At 46.9% G+C, this 19,584-nt stretch carries 21 protein-coding genes, 1 tRNA gene and 1 pseudogene; 10 read left to right on the plus strand and 13 right to left on the minus strand.

Going from position 1 to position 19,584, the window contains the following annotated elements; genetic code table 11:
- Positions 1-291: 291 nt before the first annotated feature.
- The 3 genes from ACQG11_RS09970 (at position 292) to ACQG11_RS09980 (ending at position 2,685) form a co-directional block, all read left to right on the plus strand.
- Positions 292-1,080 carry a winged helix-turn-helix domain-containing protein gene (locus ACQG11_RS09970; protein ID WP_426728345.1) on the plus strand — a complete coding sequence of 263 codons (789 nt, stop codon included), beginning with the start codon at positions 292-294 and terminating at the stop codon, positions 1,078-1,080.
- 1 nt (position 1,081) lies between these two features.
- Positions 1,082-1,561 (plus strand): hypothetical protein, encoded by a 480-nt coding sequence (locus ACQG11_RS09975; RefSeq protein ID WP_426728346.1) that lies wholly within the window; start codon positions 1,082-1,084, stop codon positions 1,559-1,561.
- A 242-nt stretch (positions 1,562-1,803) separates the two neighbouring features.
- Positions 1,804-2,685 (plus strand): GlxA family transcriptional regulator, encoded by an 882-nt coding sequence (locus tag ACQG11_RS09980; protein WP_038415011.1) that lies wholly within the window; start codon positions 1,804-1,806, stop codon positions 2,683-2,685.
- A gap of 64 nt (positions 2,686-2,749) precedes the next feature.
- Here the strand turns inward: ACQG11_RS09980 and ACQG11_RS09985 are convergent, their stop codons facing one another.
- Together ACQG11_RS09985 and ACQG11_RS09990 are read right to left on the minus strand one after the other, a co-directional pair.
- On the minus strand, positions 2,750-3,049 hold the full coding sequence (locus ACQG11_RS09985; RefSeq protein WP_023299004.1) for a helix-turn-helix domain-containing protein: 300 nt from the start codon (positions 3,047-3,049) through the stop codon (positions 2,750-2,752).
- Positions 3,050-3,172: 123 nt separating this feature from the next.
- On the minus strand, positions 3,173-3,514 hold the full coding sequence (locus ACQG11_RS09990) for a SymE family type I addiction module toxin (protein ID WP_063150631.1): 342 nt from the start codon (positions 3,512-3,514) through the stop codon (positions 3,173-3,175).
- Between the two features lie 136 nt (positions 3,515-3,650).
- Here ACQG11_RS09990 and ACQG11_RS09995 point away from each other — a divergent pair, with 136 nt between their 5' ends.
- Positions 3,651-3,842: a toxin-antitoxin system HicB family antitoxin gene (locus ACQG11_RS09995; protein WP_072034772.1), complete on the plus strand. Its 192-nt coding sequence runs from the start codon at positions 3,651-3,653 to the stop codon at positions 3,840-3,842.
- A gap of 1 nt (position 3,843) precedes the next feature.
- Here the strand turns inward: ACQG11_RS09995 and ACQG11_RS10000 are convergent, their stop codons facing one another.
- The 7 genes and pseudogenes from ACQG11_RS10000 to ACQG11_RS10030 form a co-directional block, all read right to left on the minus strand.
- Positions 3,844-5,601 (minus strand): hypothetical protein, encoded by a 1,758-nt coding sequence (locus ACQG11_RS10000; RefSeq protein WP_426728347.1) that lies wholly within the window; start codon positions 5,599-5,601, stop codon positions 3,844-3,846.
- 271 nt (positions 5,602-5,872) lie between these two features.
- A complete protein-coding gene (locus ACQG11_RS10005; RefSeq protein ID WP_074141230.1) occupies positions 5,873-6,607 on the minus strand; it encodes a hypothetical protein in 735 nt (244 codons plus the stop codon).
- Positions 6,608-6,895: 288 nt separating this feature from the next.
- The gene (locus ACQG11_RS10010; protein WP_421633261.1) at positions 6,896-9,229 is read right to left on the minus strand and encodes a primase-helicase zinc-binding domain-containing protein; all 2,334 of its coding nucleotides are present in this window, start codon (positions 9,227-9,229) and stop codon (positions 6,896-6,898) included.
- A 14-nt stretch (positions 9,230-9,243) separates the two neighbouring features.
- Positions 9,244-9,564 carry a DUF5375 domain-containing protein gene (locus ACQG11_RS10015; protein ID WP_047723413.1) on the minus strand — a complete coding sequence of 107 codons (321 nt, stop codon included), beginning with the start codon at positions 9,562-9,564 and terminating at the stop codon, positions 9,244-9,246.
- Positions 9,561-9,788 (minus strand): hypothetical protein, encoded by a 228-nt coding sequence (locus tag ACQG11_RS10020; RefSeq protein ID WP_017692848.1) that lies wholly within the window; start codon positions 9,786-9,788, stop codon positions 9,561-9,563. Before ACQG11_RS10020 ends, ACQG11_RS10015 begins: the two co-directional genes overlap by 4 nt.
- Positions 9,785-10,335 (minus strand): annotated as a pseudogene (locus ACQG11_RS10025) (host cell division inhibitor Icd-like protein). Before ACQG11_RS10025 ends, ACQG11_RS10020 begins: the two are co-directional and overlap by 4 nt.
- The gene (locus tag ACQG11_RS10030) at positions 10,332-10,598 is read right to left on the minus strand and encodes a helix-turn-helix transcriptional regulator (RefSeq protein ID WP_063163337.1); all 267 of its coding nucleotides are present in this window, start codon (positions 10,596-10,598) and stop codon (positions 10,332-10,334) included. The pseudogene ACQG11_RS10025 and the gene ACQG11_RS10030 overlap by 4 nt, the downstream one beginning before the upstream one ends.
- Positions 10,599-11,148: 550 nt before the next feature.
- Here ACQG11_RS10030 and ACQG11_RS10035 point away from each other — a divergent pair.
- Genes ACQG11_RS10035 through ACQG11_RS10045 form a run of 3 tightly spaced genes read left to right on the plus strand, consistent with a single transcriptional unit; the run spans position 11,149 to position 12,705 of the window.
- A complete protein-coding gene (locus tag ACQG11_RS10035) occupies positions 11,149-11,892 on the plus strand; it encodes a capsid protein (protein ID WP_421633260.1) in 744 nt (247 codons plus the stop codon).
- 2 nt (positions 11,893-11,894) lie between these two features.
- Positions 11,895-12,113, plus strand: a complete 219-nt coding sequence (locus ACQG11_RS10040; RefSeq protein WP_023323621.1) for an ogr/Delta-like zinc finger family protein — start codon at positions 11,895-11,897, stop codon at positions 12,111-12,113.
- 28 nt (positions 12,114-12,141) lie between these two features.
- Positions 12,142-12,705 carry a phage polarity suppression protein gene (locus tag ACQG11_RS10045; protein WP_421633259.1) on the plus strand — a complete coding sequence of 188 codons (564 nt, stop codon included), beginning with the start codon at positions 12,142-12,144 and terminating at the stop codon, positions 12,703-12,705.
- A gap of 5 nt (positions 12,706-12,710) precedes the next feature.
- Here the strand turns inward: ACQG11_RS10045 and ACQG11_RS10050 are convergent, their stop codons facing one another.
- Positions 12,711-12,854 (minus strand): acetyl xylan esterase, encoded by a 144-nt coding sequence (locus ACQG11_RS10050; RefSeq protein ID WP_421633258.1) that lies wholly within the window; start codon positions 12,852-12,854, stop codon positions 12,711-12,713.
- A gap of 220 nt (positions 12,855-13,074) precedes the next feature.
- On the opposite strand from ACQG11_RS10050, the gene ACQG11_RS10055 reads away from it, so the two are divergent.
- Both ACQG11_RS10055 and ACQG11_RS10060 read left to right on the plus strand, forming a co-directional pair.
- Positions 13,075-14,004 (plus strand): DUF4747 family protein, encoded by a 930-nt coding sequence (locus tag ACQG11_RS10055; RefSeq protein WP_421633257.1) that lies wholly within the window; start codon positions 13,075-13,077, stop codon positions 14,002-14,004.
- Positions 14,004-14,609, plus strand: coding sequence for a hypothetical protein (locus ACQG11_RS10060; protein ID WP_421633256.1), 606 nt, complete (start codon positions 14,004-14,006; stop codon positions 14,607-14,609). The genes ACQG11_RS10055 and ACQG11_RS10060 overlap by 1 nt, the downstream gene beginning before the upstream one ends.
- A gap of 64 nt (positions 14,610-14,673) precedes the next feature.
- On the opposite strand, the gene ACQG11_RS10065 is transcribed toward ACQG11_RS10060, so the two are convergent.
- From ACQG11_RS10065 to ACQG11_RS10075, 3 genes are all read right to left on the minus strand, one after another.
- The gene (locus ACQG11_RS10065; protein ID WP_421633255.1) at positions 14,674-16,437 is read right to left on the minus strand and encodes a P-loop NTPase fold protein; all 1,764 of its coding nucleotides are present in this window, start codon (positions 16,435-16,437) and stop codon (positions 14,674-14,676) included.
- 33 nt (positions 16,438-16,470) lie between these two features.
- Entirely contained in the window at positions 16,471-17,646 is a 1,176-nt protein-coding gene (locus ACQG11_RS10070; RefSeq protein WP_421633254.1) for a tyrosine-type recombinase/integrase, read from the minus strand.
- Positions 17,647-17,808: 162 nt separating this feature from the next.
- A tRNA-Sec gene (locus tag ACQG11_RS10075) sits at positions 17,809-17,903 on the minus strand.
- 288 nt (positions 17,904-18,191) lie between these two features.
- On the opposite strand from ACQG11_RS10075, the gene ACQG11_RS10080 reads away from it, so the two are divergent.
- Positions 18,192-19,583: a glycoside-pentoside-hexuronide family transporter gene (locus ACQG11_RS10080; RefSeq protein ID WP_015570055.1), complete on the plus strand. Its 1,392-nt coding sequence runs from the start codon at positions 18,192-18,194 to the stop codon at positions 19,581-19,583.
- The last annotated feature ends 1 nt before the right edge of the window (position 19,584 follow it).

A 19,584-nucleotide genomic window follows, 5' to 3' on the forward strand; every position in this document is an offset into this window, starting at 1 on the left:
AGATGCTGTCGATAGTCAGATACTTCTGTGGAGCGGAAATTCACTTCACAAAACATCATAATGAGGATGATCGCGGATGAATCGGCTCTGCAAGCCACATTCTACAAGGGTTGAGTTCTTATGCAGGTTCAATGAAGCTTAAGGGATGAAATATAAATTAAGATTTTTCGCCAATGGCGAAGATATACAGCATGCTGTTAATCAGTCACATTAATCCCGACGCGAATGTCATCACATACATGCGGTGACTCAGGTTCAACATCTGTTAACCGGAGAATTCATACTGCCCCTATGCATAAGCATTACATTATAAATAATATCGTCGAATTTCATCCTGCGGCCAGCACGTTACGTGATATCAACAATCCTGACCGTGTGGTTGTGTTAAATTCGCCAGCAGGCCGATGCCTGTTGTTATTAATCGACAGAGCGGGGTCGATTGTCACTCAGCAAGAGTTCCTTGATATTGTCTGGCAAAGCCGCGGCATGCTTGTCTCCTCCAATACCTATTACCAGAACATCTCCATTCTGCGCAAAGGGCTCAAAAAGATTGGTTTTGAAACTGACCCTATCGTTACCATTCCCCGTATTGGGCTGACGCTGGCAAGCGACACGCAAATAACCGTCAGAGAGTCTTCGCCTGTCGCGCCTCAACCCGCAGAGGGACAATGTGTGGAGGCGCCAGCGATCGAGGAGGTATCAACATCTTCCGCGCCAGCAACGCCCGTTGCCAGGAAGCCCACGCGCTGGCTGGCTGTCGTCATGGGGCTATTGGTCATCCTGGCCGGGGCAGGCGTGACGGGATATATGAACGCCACAGAAAACCGTTTTATTGAGGATTACCGTTTTGCGGCATCCGTCGGAGCCTGTCGCGTTTATCTTGCGAACGACATTCAGACTCACGCTGAACGCGCTTCCGCGCTGACCTATGTGGAACAATTCAAGGCTGAATGCGCGCAATATCCCTGGGTTTACATCAGCTGGTACGCTCTGCTTCCTCGTGCGTCGGTTATTCGCTGCGACCGGCCAATGAAAGAACCGAACCGCTGTATATCTGATTATTTCCTGAAGGATAGCTAGCATGACTCGTTTTCGGCAGATGCTGTATATCATCGTGACGGGCCTCGTCACGGCAGGCGTGCTGACGGGCTATTACCTGTGGCACCGAACTTACGTTCAGCCTTTTTCATGCCAGGCTAATCTGGTACAGCACCATCCGGATGAGACGCTGACGGTCTGGCTGAATTACACCTTCGACGGGAAATTCGGCACCCTGAGCATGAATGGCCGGGCAAAGAGCGATCCGGGTAAAACCATCGACAGGAAAATTTCCTTTCGGGTGGAGAGACAAGATCATCTCTATTTGCTGACGTCAGAAAAAAATATGACGTTCCCGGACGATAATGTCGACGACAGATGGCTGGAAAAATATGAACCGCAATTTTTTGTCTATCCGGGCAAGAGTATTTATATGCGTATCAATGAACAACATAATGGTAACTATATCTTTACCTTAGGAACATTACCGACATATGTGTGTCGTGGTTCAAAAAAAGAATGATATAAACGAGAAAAACATTATATTTTCCTCCCGTCTCATTTATGCTTGATTTAAAATATCAGGATTATCTTAGAAATATAAAGTGCGACAGAACATGTTGCGATAATGTAATTAATTTTAAATTTGGCAAGTAAATGAAAAGTGTATTTGACTCCTCCGATGGGGGGAAATCAGTACCGGAAAAGTGTCTGCATATTGGGTTGATATTATGGCCCCGTTATTCACTTCTGGCGGTATCTGGATTGCTGGAAGCGCTGCGTTATGCAGCGAAAGCTCAGGATAAATTAGCATTTAAAATCAGCCTGATAAGTGAATTTCCTGATATCCCGATTATCAGCAATGCGGGGATTATCATGAGGCCGGATTCTCCCCATGGGCCGCCGGACAGTTTTAACTACCTTGCTGTTATCGGCGGTGAATTGCAGTATCTGGACTTAGGGTATCAGGGGGATAAAGCGTATCTGGCACATGCCCACCATGCCGGGGTTCCGCTCATTGGCATTGGCACCGGCAGTTTTGTCCTCGCACAGGAAGGATTGCTGAATGAACGACGAGCGTCCATCCATCCTTTCCACCTTGATGCATTTCGGCAGGCTTTCCCGCTGGTTTATGCTGAGCAAGGGTATGATTTCATCGACGATGGTGATGTGCTGACCTGCCCGGGCGGTATTTCCACCCTGACGCTGGCAACTGAGCTTATCCGCGCCCATGCCGGGGATGATATCGCCAGCACCACCTGTCAGCGTTTGTCGCTCGTTCCGCATGAAATTGCTACCCCACGTCCGGCGAATCTTGCGCTTATCCCTGACTCGCGGTTGCGCCGCGCCGTCATGCTGATTGAACAGTTCCTGACCCGGCCGCTCACTACCGCCGGGCTTGCGCGAGAAGTGGCATTGAGTGAACGCCAGCTCAACCGTCTGTTCCACGCAGAATTCGGCAAAACGGCCCGCGAATTTATCCGCAGCGCCAGACTGCGCTATGCTTGCTGGCTGCTGAAGAACTCGCAGCAAAGCGTGACGGATATTGCGCAGCGGATGGGATTCAGCGACTGCGCGCACTTTATTCGTCATTTTCAGACGGAGTATGGTTGTACGCCTGGGGTGTGGCGCACGTCGCAGAATTAATTTTCTGAGGTGGATGTAAAATGCGGCTTATATAGTTGCGCCATCAACTACAGATACAATCGCGCTAGAGATGAAACGCAACCTGCTTGCCAGTGGGTAGTTCCACGTTAATGCTAAGTTTTCCGCCCATCGCTTCGATGTAACGCTTAAGCGTAGCAATCTTCAGATCGTTTCCACGCTGCTCCAGTTGTGTTACCGCAGGTTGACTTACGCCCATAAGATCGGCGACATGTTTTTGCGAAAGCTGGAGCTCTTCACGCAGAAGTTGCAGACCGGTTTCGAGGAACATTTCCTCTGCCATCTCCTGAATGCGCTGTTGGCTTTCCGGTGAGCGTGACGCAATCACTTCATTTAAGGTTTTCACTTGGCTGCCTCGCTGGCAGTTGTTCGATAAAACCGAACAACTGCATTTTCGACCCGTCCACCCTTATCAGAAATGCTTCATAAGGATAATGTCTGTAAGCTCGTAGTATGCCAGAAACAGCCGCTAAGCCAGGTGGTTTGTATTTGATTTTGCGAGGCGCTTTCCAGCATGTGGAATTTGGATCGCTGCAAGCGCGTCCTCTATCTCAATAAGCTTTGCTTTCGTCCGTTTATAATCGTCCTGCAAACGCTGCTCCTGCTCGTTATACGCCACCAGTACGATGCACCCTTTCATGACCTTTACTGTGACCTGCTGTCCGGTATCAAACCCCGCCGCGCGCAGCCACTTTCCGGAAAGGATGATTCTCGGCGTAGATTTGTCGTAAACATTCGGGCGGTATCCCACAATTAACGAATGCTCGGTTCCGGATTGGTCGGTGTCTGGGGTAGAATGCGAATCAGCCATAATCAACTCCTTGATAGTTGGTGAGGTTAGCTCTCGTCCGGTATTGCGAGTACCTGGCGAGGGCGTTTCAATTTGAGGTCTTCGTATGATAAGGTACGTACCTCAGTGAAGATATCTTGCTCTTTTAGGTACGTACATGTCAACAGCTAAACGCGACCCTAACAAATCTAAATCCGGAAAAGCACCAACTTTTCAAATTCGTATTACGCCGGAGTTGAAGGCACAGTTTGATGAAGCTGCTAAGGATGCTGATATGAGTCTAGGAAACTGGCTCAAAAACCTAGGTCGGAAAGAATTGTCGAAATTAGGAATTGAGCCTAAAGGTTAGATTAATGGAACAAAGAATCAATATTATCTTCTTTAAATTTTAGGTTTTTAACCTCGAGTTTTCTTCGATAAGAAGAGTATCTAATTTCCATCATTTTAAATCCTTGTGAAATAGTAGATATTCTTCTCTGAGAAATATTCAGCTCAATGAGTGTACCTATAACCACATCTAAATAGTCATGTAAATTTTCAATAAGTATGGATGTGTAACTAGGGAGATTCCCTGTATGAACTATAAGGTTCCTGGCTCTGTAAATACGTCTTATCTGTTGTGCAACTCTTTGACCATGTATGTCTAAGCCATTTAAGATATTTTTTGGAGATTTAAATAACTCTTCAAAAAAACAAATTCTATCTTTAAGTAAATGGAAATCTCTTGTTTTTTCCTTCAGAGTTGTAAGTATATGTTTGTTTTCTTCTAAAGCAAAAAGTTTAATGTATTTTATATAAAGATTTGCGCCAGAAATGGATTTTACTGCATTAATCCCTGCTCGTCTGTTCCAATTAAGGATGTCAGCTATTAATTTATTAACAAGTCTTTTGTAATACATCATATTCAAAAATGGTAAAGTGGAATTAATTATATTTTCAATATTGCTTACATTACCATTTGTTGGAATTATAGATTCAAGTGCAATCCAGAGGTTAATTAGTTGATTTTGTTCGGAGCCGCTATTTAAAGCAAGTGAATGTAGTTGTGCAGCATTGGTAAATTTATCAAAAGAGTCCTCTTCAAGTCTGAAATTGGAAATGAATTCATTAAGGATTCTTGATGATTTTTGTGCTTTCATATCAACGCATTTATGCATTGCGTTAACTTGCTTTCCTCTTTTAGTAAGTTGTTCACTTTCTTTATTTATTATCAAACAGTCGTCTTTGAAATCTAAAGTCTCCTTGTGATGAAATAACGAAAAGAGAGTGCCGAAAATTTTTAATAAATGATCCGCTTTTGCTTTTGCAGAGTCGAAATCACGTGCAGGTATATCATCTAATAATAAATATACACCGTCATGTTTCGATAATATATTCCGCGTGTTATTATCTGAAAAAATCCCTTCCTTTATCGGAAATTCTTTATCGATAACAATTTTGAAATTTGCACATGCGTCTTTTAGTTTTTCAAAAAGGAAAGATGCTTTATATATAACGGTGTATTTTTCTGTTTTACTTGGAAATTTTTTAAAAAAATTATTTATATTTGAGTTGTTTTCAATTCTTTCAGAGTCATGGTAGAAATATGATAGTGTTGCATAATATATATATTTATCGCTAAAGCCAAAATTTAACAGCGTAGTGGCATAACTACGAGCAAGTTTCCTTATTCTATTAAAATCCGAGTTCTTTATTATAGCATCAGAAAGTAATTCTTCATTTTTTTCTTTGTATTTTCTTAATGAAAGGTAATTAGATAAAATCTCAATAGTGGTTTTCTTGGATGAGATATCTACTTTGTCATTTTTTAATATAGCATTTATATCTTTCAATTCCTCATCAATGAGACTTTGAGCTATTTCATCTTTCTCAAGATTTTCGCAAAGTTCACTCAAAACATGTTTTATATTTGGTTCTTTTATATCACCAGACTCAACGGCGGCAATCACAATTAATGCCTCATTACAAAGCAAGCTGGCATTCATTGCGGATGGTTTATATGTGTCTAGGCTGAAGGTAAAAAACATTTCCTCAAAAGTTTGCGCGAAATAAAGTAAATGTTGTGATTGGCTTGGATTGACCCATTTTCGAATGCCACGATAGCGCATAACATTGCCCTCAAATTGCTTAAAAATTTTATGGGAACATAGTGCATTTTTGGCGGAAGATCACAGGAGTCAACAAAACAAACTAAGCAATTGATTTAACTATAAAAACAGAATATCAAAAATAAACCTATACACAAATCTATACACACTGGCGGATGCATTCGTTTTTTATACAACCTCTTTAGGTCAAAAATTTTGGCCTGAACACTAATCCCATTCACGAATACCTGCCCTACTTACCAATATAAGCAGATACGCCAAATCGTGGCTATCAAGGTCGAAGCGTTAAACCTAAATCCCATGGAAAAACATCGATGTATGAGGTGCTTGAAACTGCTGCCCAGTTGATTTTTACATCTTTTGAACTGCTAAGAAGAGTTTCATTAGCCCTATCCCATTCAAAATCACTCGGTAACAACTGCCCAGGGGCATGAGGCGACAGCGCCCCAAAAGCAACATAATTCCATGCACCTGGTGGCCCCTCTCTTCCTGAAACTAGGAGTTCTTGATGCCGTAAGGACTCCCTATACTCCAAAGTTAAGTGTTCCTCTTCCATAAGATCTTTTAGGGTTAATCTTCCCAGCGGTGGACAGCAAAGGTGCCAAGATGGAAATTCGAAAGTTGTATCATGGTCAATCAATGCCACTGCGATGGTTTCAATAGAATCGTTTGAATCGAATGTCAGAGAAACCAATGAGTCTGAAAACCTGTATCCCCACCATTTATCCCCTATGCGGTTAGGAACACCTAGTTGTTGTTCAACCCAGCGAGATGGAGCACCAAGCTCTATCCCTGAGAATATATTTTCAGGTGTTCTACGACGTTCGATACGTACATTAGGTCTTGCTAACTTTGACCTTAAAATACGAACTCCATGCTTACTCATTGCGAGCCAAATGAGTGCTACACCACCAACAAAGCTTCCAACCGCATTAACCATTACATCCTTGACAGGTATATGAGCTAATAGCATCTGCAATTGCACCACCCAGGCATCCTGCGCCATTATTAACCTCATTGAATGCGGACGATTTGACCGCCCTTGATATTTTAAAAAATTACTTTCAACAGCATATCGTGAATACGGTACAGAATTATATGACAGCGAGCAGAGTGTAGATGATGATAAAAAAGTTTTTTTGCATTTAACTGTTCACACTGTTCACCTCGGTTATTTCTCATTTTATATCATGCAGTTAAGTGGTGATGAGTTGGTGAAGGGTAAACAGTGCATTGTTCACCTTATGGCAATTGCCGGAAAGAAAAAGACCGGCTGTAGCCGGTCTGGAGTGGGTTATGTCGCTGCGGGTTCATCGCATTTCGGCAGCCAGTCGCCGTAGCTTTCTTCTTTCAGCGACAGGTTGGTCTGTATCCCCTGCTTTGTGTGCCGCTTTTCATAATTCAGGCCGTACTCTTTCAGCATCATGGGCAGCCCCAGCCCGAACATTTTCAGGCTGAGCACGTTTCTGTACCCGTTGGCCTCCATATAGGCCAGATACGCGTGATAGAGATACTTACGGTAATTACGCGGGACGATGCTGGCATTACCCATAAACATCCCGCTGGTCTGCGGCAGCATTTCCAGATAACCGCAAAAATCAAACGTCGGGTCAGCATCGCGCTTGATGCTGAGTGCCTCGTCGGAGTTCTGCTGCGACTGGAGCAGCGCGCGTGCAGCCATTGGGTCGCTGAATTTCTGCATAAGCTGGCGCACGATGACGGCCAGCTCGCGCGCAATTTTATCCCTGAGCTGCGGGTCGCGTTCCTCCGGGGCAATCTGCTCCGGGAAATGAATAATCACCCGGCGACGTGACACACCGCCGCTGCGGTCGGTGAAGCGCATCGGGTTATTGTTCACGGCCAGAATCACCGCCGGAATATGTGTTGAGTACGGGTTCTGGTATTTCGGGTCAACCGAGACCGCATCGCCGCCGGTGATGGCCTTTAGTCCTGCGCCGTCACCGCTCCATTTTTCCTGGTCAGGCAGACGTATCAGCGAGAAGCCAATCAGGGAGGCACGCTTGCGCGGGTCTTCCAGCGTGTCGATGTCGGCCGACGTGGCGTTATCCTCTCCGGCGAGCAGGGTCGCGATTTCGGCCAGAATACTTTTGCCGCTCCCGCCGGGACCGGTGACTTCGAGAAAGAGCTGCCAGTCATAGCGGTTCGCCAGCACCATAAAAAGCGCAGCGAGTATCACGTCGCGCTTTTGTGGATTTTTACCGGCCGCCCGGTCAAGCCAGCGCCAGAAATTCGGCGCGTGAGTCTCCAGCATTTCGCCTTCCACCGGCGGGGTAAAATCCACGTCGCACAGCGTGCGCAGCCAGTGCGATTTATGATGTGGACTGAATATGCCGCTTTGGGTATCGAGCACCCCGTTGCGAAAGCCAATCAGACGCCGTGCCGGTGCGGCCTGCTGCGGAATAATCAGTTTCAGGGTCTCCACCACCGAGGCAATTTTCCCGGATGAGAACGGGGCGCGCAGGCGCTGGAATAAGTCAGCCACATTCCGTGAAAAAGTGGCTGCCGGGATATTTTTCCAGATGCCGTTTTCATAGCGGGACAGGAGCTGTCCGTTCGCATCCACCGCCAGCGCTTCGCCGTAATGCTCATGCACCCGCAGAGCCTTGTCGCTGGCGCTCATGGCGGTAAACTCCGCCTCGCTCATGGTATCAAACGGGCTTTGCGCCGGTGGCCGGATGGCGTCATAAATGGCTTTCCGCGAGGCCTCTTCGCCGTGCTGCATAAACGCATCATTCCAGTCACCGAACACCGGCGGCAGGGCAACAACGCCCTCACAGGCTCCTGCGGCCGCAGCGGCTTTGTTCTGGCCGTCACCGTTAAGGTCACGGTCGGCGGCGAGGACAATCTGACAGGCCGGGTGTTTCTGGCGGACAAGGCTCGCCAGAGAAAGGAGGTTCACGGACGACTGCGCCACCATGACGGTTTCGCCGGTCAGGTGATGCACGGTGAGCGCGGTCGCATAGCCCTCCGCTATCCACAGGCGTTTTCCGGCCTGTTTTTTCCCTTCGATGGTATGGCTCGCTCCTTTTACCGCCCCGCCTTTCAGGGTGCGTTTGAGACCGTCAGAACTGATAAGCTGAAGGTTTACCAGCGCGCCGGTATCGTCATACAGCGGGACAACCACATCACCGGCGCGGAACGTCACGCCGCCGGTTTTATGCATCGACGTCAGTACCGGACATTCCCGGTCGGGGAAGCCTTTGCGGGTCAGGTAGGCGTTGCCGCTGGCCGGTCGGGTGTTCTCCATGAGCCTGACGGCCAGCGCGGCCGCCGCCTGGCGGTCAGCCTCCGTTTCAGCCTCTGCGGCCGCAATCACTTCCGGGGCAACCGGTGGCAGGTTGCCGGTCACGGCGTTCACCTTTTGGGCTGCCTCTGATGGTTTTACACCGAACACCTTTTCGACCAGTTTCAGGCCATCCCCCGCGCCGCACTGATTACAGAGCCACGTCCCTCGCCCCTCTTTATCGTCAAAGCGGAAACGGTCAGAGCCGCCACACACCGGGCAGGCCTGATGCCGGTTTTTAATGACCTTCACACCCAGCGCCGGGAGAATGCGCGGCCAGTGGCCGCACGCCTGTTTTACCGTCTCTGTTACGTTCATTTTCATCGTTATTTTCTCCCTCAGTGCACAACAGGCGATTGCATGTGACGGGCGCAGAGTTCATCCATCACGGCCAGCCCGAGGAAGGACAGCGACGGCGCGGCTTTGAGTGGTCCGGCTTCCATTAAATCTTCCAGCAGTGCACAGGCAATCTGGCGGCCTTTTTCCTCGCCGTGCTGGCGCAGGTAGAAGCCCTCCAGCTCGGCGGCAATGGCGCTTTCCAGCGCGTCAAGGGTGAGGTGCGGATAGCGGTGCTGGCGTTCGCACAGGGTCAGCCATGCACAGGCCACGGCGCGCCGATATAGCGCGGCGCGTAATACGGGCGGTAAAGGCTTTTTCATACGTTGCCCTCCCCGGTCAGCCAGCGCTGATTGCAGCGCTCTACCACGCCGTCGAGCTGAGCGGTCATAAGGTAAATCACGGAGGTGAGTTGCGACTGCTGCGCAGGGTCACGACGAACGGTGGCGCAGTCCTGCACCTGCATCAGCTCATTGACGAGCTGGCCGACGTTGCGCATATGCTCCAGACATTCGAGGTCACGGGCGGTAATGGTGGTGTGTCTCATGCACGCACCTCCGCAATCGGCAGGCGGCCAGCGAACGACAGAACGTAGTCGCGAACGAGCGACAGGCGTGCGGCGTGTTCATCACCGGCAACGGTGCGGAGCATACAGATACGGGGTTTACGGTCTGCACGACGAACGGCGGCAAACACAAAGACAAACTGCGGGTACGATGGGGTGAGGGTAGTAGCCATGATGGCAGCCTCCTTGAAGTAGTTTGAAAAACTACCACCGGAAACGCCAATTTCACTGGTGGCAGCCCGAACGGGGTTGGCGTAACCGGCCTTCAAGGAAACCGGCCAGCCCGAAGGCTGCCCCGCCCGGACTACCATTATCAGAAAAGGACTCGGGTGCACGAATAAACACCACAGCCCTGAAAATGGGTGTGCCTGAGCAACGACATAAAAAAACACGCATGGCGTGTCGCCTTGAAGTTATTCGGAACGCCAATTCCGGCTGCCGATTTTGCGACAGCGGGAAAACTATACCTGGAAACGACGACAGGAAGCAAGCCAGAAAAAGGGGCTGAATGCTGAACGGTCATCATCATGCGTCATAGCCCCGGTTGCGTTCGTCAATGCGATCTGCCATCCATGCGGTGATTTCAGACTGCGCCCACGCCACATTTTTTCCACCGAGGGAGATTTGTTTCGGGAAGGCTTCCCGGCTGATGAGGTCGTAAATGGTTGACCGGGACAGGCCGCACAGATGCATCACTTCGGGCAGGCGGAGAAAGCGCTCCTGAACGGCATCAGAAACCGGCATCAGTGGGGTGGCAGGGGCAGAAGACGGGGAAGAAAAAGCGGTGTGCATCGGGCTACCTCATAAAGTCCATACAGTGCCGGTCATGTCCGTCCGGCCTCGGGTAGCTCTCTATTTTGTGAATATTTTCCCTCAGGGCAACAAGTCATTTTGCAGTACTTCACCACACAGCAGACTGTTTTTTATACAGCGACAATCTCTGACAATGTTCTGGTATATCGTGGGTATCCTTTGGCACATTCTGGCACATCCATACATAACCAAAAGTGGTTAATAGCTTATTTTTTATTAATAAAAAATATATACACCTCCAGGAGAGTTCAGAAGATGGGTGAACAGTGGTGAACAGACGGTGAACAGTCAGACCCTCAACTGTTCACCCTTTATCTTACTGTATTACTTATATTTTTATTTAAGGTGAACAGTAGTGAACAGTTATATGTAAAAAAACAAACGATGAGTAAGGTTTTGCTGAGACCTTTATCTGGCAAGCCGGGTTTAAAGTGCTGTTTGTGCCAGAACTGCCACAACTGCAATGAATCGAGATGTTGTGTCATGAAGGGCAGAATCATTTCAGGTTGAATAAACGGAGAGCCTGAACATGAAACCCGAAACAGTCATTACCGCCCTGCAAGACGTTGCCGCTCAGCGGTACGCAGAGAACAGCCAGCGTATCACCGACAAGCTTAGCGCATTCACTGCGGCAAGAGACACCCACGCGGCCAGCATGCAGGTTCTGAAAGAGATTGATACGTCCATTGAACGCTGTAAGCAGGAGCGGCAGACCGCCCTCGATGAGAGCACTGAGGCGGAGCAGGACTGGCGCAGCCGCTTTCGCACCCTGCGCGGCAGTCTCACCCCTGAAATGAAGGCTGAGCACAGCAGGCGTATAGCCAGCCGCGAGCTGGCCGACGAGTTCACCGGTCTGATTGCGGAGCTGGAGACCGACCGGACACGCGCCATGCTGAATGCCTGCTCCACCGGCAATAAATACCTTTCAGCGCATGAAGATGCCTTTACCGCTTACGCCGGTGCGGAATGGGCTCAGGCTGTCAATGCGGTTCCTGTCACCCTCATCCGCGCTTTCCTGCTGCGCATTCGTGCCCTCGAAATGAAGGGAGAAAGCGCACCGGAGTCCGTGGCCACCGGCGAGCTGCGCGATGCGCTGAGCCGTGAGGGCAGCCTGTATCACTTCGATATGACGCAGGAGCCGGTGTTGTCCGTGACGGGCATGCACCGGCCGCAGATTACTGACGTTGATACGGAGCTGTTACGCAGCCCTGCGAAGAGAATGATGCTTGCCAGAAAGCTGGCTGAAAATGGCGAGACAGAAGCGGAGGGGTAAGCATGTTTCACTGCCCGTTCTGCAAAACCAGCGCGCATTCCCGCACCAGTCGCTATCTGTCCGATAACGTCAAACAGCGCTATCACCAGTGCATGAACATCGAGTGCTCGGCCACGTTCCGCACGCTTGAATCCATCGACGGGGTTATTCGTTCACCGGTGACAGAGCCGGTTATCCCGCTACCCGCACCGGCGGCCACCGTTAACCGTGCCGGTGCGTAAGCACGGCCAGTCATCAGGAGAAACATACGTGACCACACTGACGCTACAGAAAGCCTTTGAGGCCAGTCAGGCAAACAAATCCGCCTGGCTGCAACGCAGGGAAGAACTGACGCAGGCCGAACAGGCATACCGCGAACAGCTTGCCGGCAGCGGCCACAGCGGCCGGAGCCTGCAAACGCTGCGCGAGATTATCGAGGTGAAAAAGTGGGAAATAAATCAGGCTGCCGGGCGTTATATCCGCTCGCATGAGGAGGTGCAGCGCATCAGCATACGTAACCGTCTGAATGATTTTATGCAGGCGCACGGCGCGGAGCTGGCCGCCGCCCTTGCTCCTGAGCTGATGAATTATTCCGGGCAACATCCCGCCATTCAGCGCTGCGCCATGCAGCACTCGCTCGATTATCTGCGCGAGGCGCTACAGCTCTGGCTGGCCGCCGGTGAAAAAATTAATTATCCGGCGCAGGATAATGACATTTTAACGGTCATCGGATTCAGGCCTGACGCGGCTTCGCGCGATGATAATCGAGAAAAATTCACGCCTGCACAGAGCCTGAATTACACCCGCCGCCGTGCAGAACTGGCCGTGCAGTAGTCCGCTTAAAAATCCCCGAAAATCCCGCCATTTTTACGTTTAAAAGCCATGCATGCATAAGGTGCATGGTTTTGCATGCGTTTTAACGACACTGAATCCCCCGCCAGCGCCAGCAATGGCGCGCTCTGAGGCCGTTCATGCACCTGCATTAAAAGCGCCTCCTTAAGCGGGCAGGCGGGGCGGGGAGAGCATTGCGCGCTGTTCTGGGATATTGTTTTTTTAATTTTTACGAATCTGGTAGTGGGAACCAATGAGCATTATCCGTGGAAATAATATTCCTATCTTGAATATGAAATTGTATTTTTATTTCTTTTGGCTATTGGCTGGTGTGCGTTAAGACAAGGTTTTTCCTAAGTCTTTCATGTATATATGATTATTTCACTCAATAAGGGAACAAAGATAAAAATGGCAAGGGCAAAAAAATTAACTTACGGGGCTGTGAATATAACTATGCACCCCCACTCGCCAGAAAAATATGTCGAGTTATTCAGGATGGCAAGAAAAAATGCGAGCAATGTTAATTTAAGAGGGGACTCATTCGCAACTTTATCATATTTTTATCCTTATAAGAAAGGTCAGGTAATTAGTGAACCTTTTGAGGGGGAGATTCTAAAGTATACAGATATTGACGTTAATGGCGACTGGTTCGATATCGTAAAGAAAGATATAGCTTCAGATGAGGAAAAGGAAAGAATAAATATACCTGATAATTTAAAACCAAATGTGGCTAGATTCTCTTTTGTTTTTCTACCTGCAAGTCATCTTTTAGTTTACGAAATGCAGGACAAGAGTCGGTATCTTACATCAAGGCAAATAGAAAGTTTTCTGAATGGGATATTTTCCCATGAGAGGGTCATAGAGAAATTTGGAAAGGTTAATGTTACAATATTGACTGAGCCAGATAGTGTAGAACGTATGCTTTCTTTAAAAGGTATTACATGTATAAATATGGTCACTCGACGTCCTAACCCAGATGATCTCGCTTCTGCAGAAAGTGTTATGCAAAAGCGTTTCAAGCGTATTGGGGTTATTGAAGAGGATAAAACATATAAGTCTGAGCGAGGGCAGGAAATCAAACCTGATGGTGAGTTAAAACAGGATGCTCTTATTGCTTCGAGAAATGGTGCAGTTAGTATACGCAGGATTAATGAGGCGGGATTAGTAGAGGTTCATGCCTCAAGTGACTTACCACTTCAAAGAGTTGAACCATATGATTCTGACGTAACATCGGTTTCTGAGCTATTGTTATTAAGGGCAAAATCATTAGCAGATGAATTTAAGAGGCTTCTGAGAAAGTAATGAGTGAAGAAAAAGAATCAACCAGTGCATTGGCTAGATACTGGAAAATCTATGGTGGCGCTGGGGCTGTGTTTAAAAGTCGCTATTTTTGGTGTGCTTTTTTAATGACAGTGATTCTTTATCCATCTTGGTCTCATCAGGGGTGGTGGAATGATATCCTGTCATTGATGCCGAACCTTCTGGGCTTTTCATTAGGCGGTTTTGCTATGTGGATAGCTATTGGTGATGAGGCCTTTAAAAAAATAATAACTGGTGATGAAAAAAATGAAAGTGGAGAAGTAGAATATTCTCCTTATATGTCAGTAAATGCAACCTTTGTCCATTTTATATTGTTGCAGTTGCTAACTATTATTACGGCCTTGGTTACCAAGGCCTATAGCAGTATTCTTATAAATAATGCTTTTATGTATTATTATTTAGGAGCTTTCTATAAGTATGCATTGTTAACATTTAGTTTTTTTGCCTACTTTATATTCATTTACTCCGTGTTCTCTGCGTTAGCTGCCGTTCTTGCTATATTTCGTGTTTCTAGTTGGTATAATACCTTTATGACTTTCCAAAATAAACAGGATGCTGGTAATTCGAAAGATAATGCAGGAAAATAAAAGCTCACGAGAGTGAGCTTTTCATTAACTCAATATCAATTTCCAAGAGATTGTTTGTTAGACGTTAAGAATTTATAGATTTAGCAGTAATACTCTCTTCTAAAGCCTTCTTCACAATTCCCACCGTATCTGTTAATTGCATAATAGCGCCTTTTCGGAAAGATTTTGATATTCTTTTATGATAAGAGCTTAAGGCTGAATGTAACTTCCTGAGATGGGGTAACTCACTTGATAGGAAGTCAGATAAATTTGAGAAATTATAGAGTGATGCTAAGTGATTGGAAAAAGTGTTGATGTCACGAATGGTCCACTTAGTTTTTATTGCAGACATGATTAAGTCTACATTTAACTTTTCGAGCAACTTGAATTTGAACTTTGACTGATAAATATCCGCATCTATAGCAGACCAACCCTCGTTAATCATTTTGTCTTTTAGCTGGTTTATCTTTTCAAGGTTTTTTATATCCTTGTATTTATCAACAAAAAAATTATGCATATCATCATTATCCCGTCTTAAAACGTGAAGAGGTATATCATCGATGTTAGGATTTAAATCAGAAAAATATGTTTTTATTTCTTCGTCGCTAAAAGTTATTTTTTTACTTAAAATTACTTTCTTCGTTAAACCTTTTCTTTTTGGGAGGTAATTTGACTGTGATAATCTAATGTAATTATGAGTAGCCATCAACCACATGGAGAGTTTTGGGTTGTCTTTTTTGAGAATTACTTTTTCAACTTCATCTAAATAATCTTTTTCTGAAATATCGAATAACTCAGGTTGTGCTAAGCCAGCATAATCACTTTTTTGTAATTTTTGTCTTCTTGGGAAGAGATATGGAAGGATATCACTTTTTGATATTGCATTGAAACAATATGGAGCCATCAGATTATTGTAAGATTTGTAAGCAGTGATGTTTAATAAATTACTTTCTTCTTTACTAATCTGTTTGGTCTTATCGTCAGATGTAGTTGAGAGTGTTTTAAGGGATGATGATAGATAATTTTCACGATAATCATCTTTTTGATATGCAAATTTTTCTTTAAGTATTATATGTGCACATAATGAGCTTACTAGATTCTTAATGTCTACATCCCAAACCTCCTCGTCCATCTCTGATGCATCAATAAGAGGTAATAATTTCACAACTACTCTATTGATAATTCTCAAGTTAGTTTCGTTAAAGTCTATTATGACTTTCGTTATAGTGTCTCTGCGCTTTTCATCTTGGTGTTTTAGTTTTTCCGCTAAAATCTCTGAAATATTGTTGACCGAGAAATGAATTTCATCGCTTATTACTTTTTCTTTGTGGTTTAATATTTGCTCGCTTTGCTCTGAGAAATTGCCGACTAAAATGTAATTGAGCAGTCTATTTTTTTGATATTGTTGTAAACAATAGGTCGCTATTTCATCTCGTAATTCTTTGGGGATTCTTTCAAGGTCGTCGATAATAAATATACCAGATAGGTCTTTAAGAACATAATCTCTCATCGCACCCGAAAAGATTGTAATTACTTGATCGGTAAGCTTTCCAATACTTTCCTCTTGGGAAAGCGCTGATGTAGCACTTGCAGTTAACACACCAAGTTTTTCTATCTCGGATGAGTTTTCTAAATATGTCACACTGAGCATTCTATCCTTAAAATCTTGCAAGCTATTTAAACCTAGTGCAGACATATAAAAATGACTTACATTATTATAAAACTTTTTGAACTCATACTGTAAAAAATGAGTTTTACCAACACCCCACCTTCCATTTATTAATATAAGACCATCACGAGGTTCCTGTAAAATTCGGATCAATACACTAATTACGGTTTCTTTATTCACAATATAATCCCTTAATATTAATTAAAAGGTTTATTAATTATTTGATGGGTAAAGTAAATTATTATACCATTGCATCATTTGCAGCCTTTTCTCTAAATACAGCGCATGATTATAAGTTCCTCGAATACTATTCTTATCCACATGCGCTAATTGCATTTCAATCCATGCACTATCAAATCCCTGCTCATGCAAAATTGTCGACATTGTATGTCTAAAACCGTGACCTGTAGCACGTCCTTTGTAACCAAGTAACTCAATCACTTGCGATACGCTTTCTTTCGAGATCGGTTTACTGCGGTTGTTCCTGCCAATAAAGATGTAAGGGTAATGGCCGGTAATAGGTTTGAGCTGTTTGAAAAGGTCAACTACCTGAGTAGATAAAGGAACAATGTGAGGCCTACGCATTTTCATACGTTCCGCTGGTATCTCCCAAACCCCCTTATCCAAATCAACCTCTTCCCACGTAGCAAAGCGCATCTCCTGAGTTCTTACACCAGTTAGCATGACTATCTTTGTAGCATTTTTGGTGATGATACTACCGGTGTAGGCTTCGAGATCCCGAATAAAATGAGGCAATTCTTCGACAGATAAAAATGGATGATGTTTTTGCTTCGGAACGGCCAAAGCAATAGCCAAATCAGGAGCAGGATTGTATTCAGCGCGACCAGTGATGATCGCATAGCGATAGACCTCGCCGCATCTTTGGCGCACTTTTCTGGTCTTCTCTAGTGCTCCACGCTTCTCTATTCGTCTCAATACTTCAAGCAGTTCTAATGGTTTGATTTCACTGATAGGGCGTTTACCAATGAACGGGAACACATCTTGTTCAAATGTCTTAATGATTTCTTCGCGATAGGCCACTGTCCAGCGGTCAGCTTTGTTTGTGTGCCATTCTCGACATATGGCTTCGAATGAATTCTCTGCTGAGAGTTGCTGTGCTAGCTTTTGGGCTTTACGTTCTTCTACTGGATCTATGCCATTTGCTACCTGCTTGCGAGCTGTATCGCGTTTCTCACGTGCTTCTGCGAGGCTCACAAGGTCGTAGCTGCCAAATGACATTAGCCGTGCTTTACCGGCAAAACGAAAGCGGAAGCGCCAGCCCTTTGAGCCGTCTGGATTGATGAGTAATGACAGGCCTTGTCCATCGTTCAATGTGTAGGGCTTGTCTTGGGGCTTTGCTCGTTTAATTTGAATGTCTGTGAGTGGCATGTGTATAAGTCAAAAATGTGTATAAAAGTTCTATACACATCACTATACATATTTTTCACGGATTCAGGGAGATCTTGTCGGACGGCTACGGATGATTAGCCCACGATTATGATTGAAAATAAAGGGTTTTTAAGACTTTCTCGGATGGATGAGGAGGAACTTTGGCGGAAGATCACAGGAGTCGAACCTGCCCGGGAACGCTGGCGCCCCCAACTGGATTTGAAGTCCAGCCACCTCACCGGAGATGACGATCTTCCGCGCCTGCATTGCTACATGGAGGCGGGGCGCATTATAGCTACTTTCAGGCATTTACCACATACCCCACACCACTTTTTTCACCTCTCTTTTGACCTGAATCCCCCTGTTTCAGCTAATTCTTAAGAAAATCCTCAGGTTAGCATTTCGTGCTCATCAACTTTTATCCCGATCACAAAAAACAAGAAACGTAATCTCTTAACCAGAAAACGCAATACCCGCTCCTGAAACAATGGTTTAAAACCAATGCAACCGGTCTCAGCGCCCCCTACAGCGTGAAGGATAAAAATATGAGCGAAGTATTGTCAGTAAAAGAGAAGATTGGCTACGGCATGGGAGACGCCGCCAGCCATATCATTTTTGATAACGTCATGCTTTACATGATGTTTTTCTACACCGATATTTTTGGTATTCCCGCCGGGTTTGTCGGCACCATGTTCCTGCTGGCCCGCGCGCTGGATGCGATCTCCGACCCGTGCATGGGGCTGATTGCCGACCGCACCCGCAGCCGCTGGGGCAAGTTCCGTCCGTGGATTTTGTTCGGCGCGATCCCGTTCGGCATCGTCTGCGTGCTGGCTTATACCACGCCGGACCTCAGCCTTAACGGCAAAATGGTTTACGCAGCCATCACCTACACGCTGCTGACCCTGCTCTATACCGTGGTCAACATCCCCTACTGCGCGCTGGGCGGCGTAATTACCAACGACCCGACGCAGCGTATCTCCCTCCAGTCCTGGCGCTTTGTGCTGGCGACGGCGGGCGGCATGCTCTCCACGGTGCTGATGATGCCGCTGGTGAACCTGATCGGCGGCGACGATAAGGCGTTCGGCTTCCAGGGCGGGATCGCCGTGCTGTCGGTGGTCGCGTTCCTGATGCTGGCGTTCTGCTTCTTCACCACCAAAGAGCGCATCCAGGTGCCGCCGAGCACCACCTCCATGCGTGAAGATCTGCGTGATATCTGGCAAAACGACCAGTGGCGCATCGTCGGCGTGCTGACCATCCTCAACATTCTCGCCGTCTGCGTGCGCGGCGGCGCGATGATGTATTACTGCACCTGGATCATGGGCTCGCCGGAAGTGTTCGTCGCGTTCCTCACCACCTACTGCGTCGGCAACCTGATTGGCTCCGCGCTGGCGAAACCGCTCACCGACTGGAAGTGTAAGGTCAGCATCTTCTGGTGGACCAACGCCGCGCTGGCGGTGGTCAGCGTGGCGATGTTCTTCGTGCCGATGCATGCCACCGTGCTGATGTTCGGCTTCATCTTCGTTATCGGCGTGCTGCATCAACTGGTGACGCCGATTCAGTGGGTTATGATGTCCGATACCGTCGACTACGGCGAATGGACCAACGGCAAACGCCTGACCGGCATCAGCTTTGCAGGCACGCTGTTTGTGCTGAAACTCGGCCTGGCGCTGGGCGGGGCGATGATCGGATGGATGCTGGCAGGCGGCGGCTACGACGCGGCAGCCAAAACCCAGAACAGCGCGACCATCAGCATCATTATCGGTCTGTTTACGCTGGCTCCGGCGATCTGCTACGTGCTGAGCGCCATTATCGCCAAACGCTACTACACGCTGAAAACCCCCTTCCTGACCAAAATCCTGCGCGAGCTGGCGCAAGGTGCGCGCCGCAATCAGCAGGAGTTTGAAAACCTGCCGGTCAGTAAAGAATTGCAGAACTAAG

This window comes from Enterobacter cloacae complex sp. 372C4 (genome assembly GCF_050030615.1).
GTDB classification, from domain to species: domain Bacteria; phylum Pseudomonadota; class Gammaproteobacteria; order Enterobacterales; family Enterobacteriaceae; genus Enterobacter; species Enterobacter intestinihominis.